This window comes from Protofrankia sp. CiP1_Cm_nod2 (assembly GCF_920664355.1).
Classification (GTDB): domain Bacteria; phylum Actinomycetota; class Actinomycetes; order Frankiales; family Frankiaceae; genus Protofrankia.
In genome coordinates this window covers 1703-3222 of the sequence record NZ_CAKKTL010000113.1, presented here as the reverse complement: position 1 = coordinate 3222, position 1520 = coordinate 1703, and the positions used below count along the sequence as shown (strand labels likewise).

The window sequence follows — 1520 nt, the reverse complement described above, 5'->3', positions numbered from 1 at the left end:
GACCTGCATCTGGGCCATCTGGCGGGCCCGTTCCTGGCGGCCGACGTGTACACCCGGTACGCACGCGCGACCGGCCGCGAGGTGCTGCTCGGCACCGGCATCCAGGACACCCCGAGCTACGTGGTGACCACGGCCCACCGGCTGGGCACGACGCCGGCGCGGCTGGTGGCCCGCTCCGCCCGGCAGGTGGAGGCGTCCCTGGCCGCGGCGGGGATCGGCGTCGACGGCTTCACCGGCGTCGACGAACGGTTCACCAAGACGGTCTGGGGCTTCCTGGAGCGACTGCACGCCGCCGGGAAGCTCCGGGCGCGGACGATGACGTTCCCGTACCTGCCGCGCACCGGGCAGTACCTGGTGGACGGGTACGTGCGCGGAAGCTGCCCGGTCTGCCTGGCCGACGGGTGCGCGGGGCTGTGCGAGAGCTGCGCCCATCCGGTCGCCGCGGGGGAGCTGCTCAACCCGCGTTCGACCATGTACCCGGACGAGCCGGTGCGGCCGCGCCAGGCGCGGGTCCTGGTGCTGCCCATGGAGGAGTACCGGGACGGGCTGCGCGACTACTTCGCCGGCCACGCCGCGATGATGCGCCCGCACATGGCGCAGGCCGTCCAGCAGATGCTCTCCCGGCCGCTGCCGGACTACCCGGTCACCTACCCGGGCTCCTGGGGCATCCCCGCGCACTTCCCCGAGGTCCCCGGGCAGGTGATCAACCCGAACGCCGAGCCGATGGCGTGGAGCATGTACTGCTCCGCGCTGGCGGCCGAGCGCCGGGGCACGCCGCTGGCTGCCGAGGACGAGCTGTGGCTGGCCGGGTCCGGCTCGAGCGTGGTCTACTTCCTCGGCTTCGACAACATCTACCCGTTCGCGGTCGCCGGGACCGCGATGCTGCTGGCGCACGACGGCCGCTACGACCTGCCGGAGCTGTTCCTCACCAACGAGTTCTACGAGCTGGACAACGCGAAGTTCTCCACCAGCCGGGGCCATGTGCTGGGGGGACGGGAGCTGGCGGCCGAGGTGCCGAGGGACCTGATCCGCTTCCACCTGGCCGCGACCAGCCCGGAGTTCCAGCGCACCAGCTTCAGCCGCGAGGAGCTGGCCCGGATCACCCGCTCGCGTCTGGTCGAGCCGTGGAACCGGGTGGCGGCCGAGATCGACAGGTGGGCCGGCCGAGGGCCGCTGGCGGTGTCCGAACGTTCCCGGGCAGCCGCCGCGCGCGTCACCGAACGTTTCGTCGCGGCCTACGACATGCCCTACTTCAGCCTCAACCGGGCGGCCGAGACGCTCGTCGAGCAGCTGGCCCGGCTGGCCGGGTGGACCGCGGGCCAGGGCTCGGGCACGGGCACGGGCGTGGGCGAGGACGGCGACTTCTGCCACGAGGCCGAGGTGGTGCTGCGCGGCGCGGCACCCATCCTGATCGACCTGGCCGGGCGGGCGCTGCCGGACCTCGCGATCCGCCCCGCCGGCCGCGGGCCCACCGAGATCGTGCCCAGGCGCATGCCCAGGCTCAGCGAACGGGTGGCACG

The 1520-nt window shown here is 73.6% G+C and carries 1 protein-coding gene; it reads left to right on the top strand.

What is annotated here, in order from left to right; translation table 11 throughout:
- Positions 1-1520 (top strand): class I tRNA ligase family protein (locus tag NBW84_RS13890; protein ID WP_250285151.1); only part of this gene is annotated, 1520 nt, incomplete at both ends.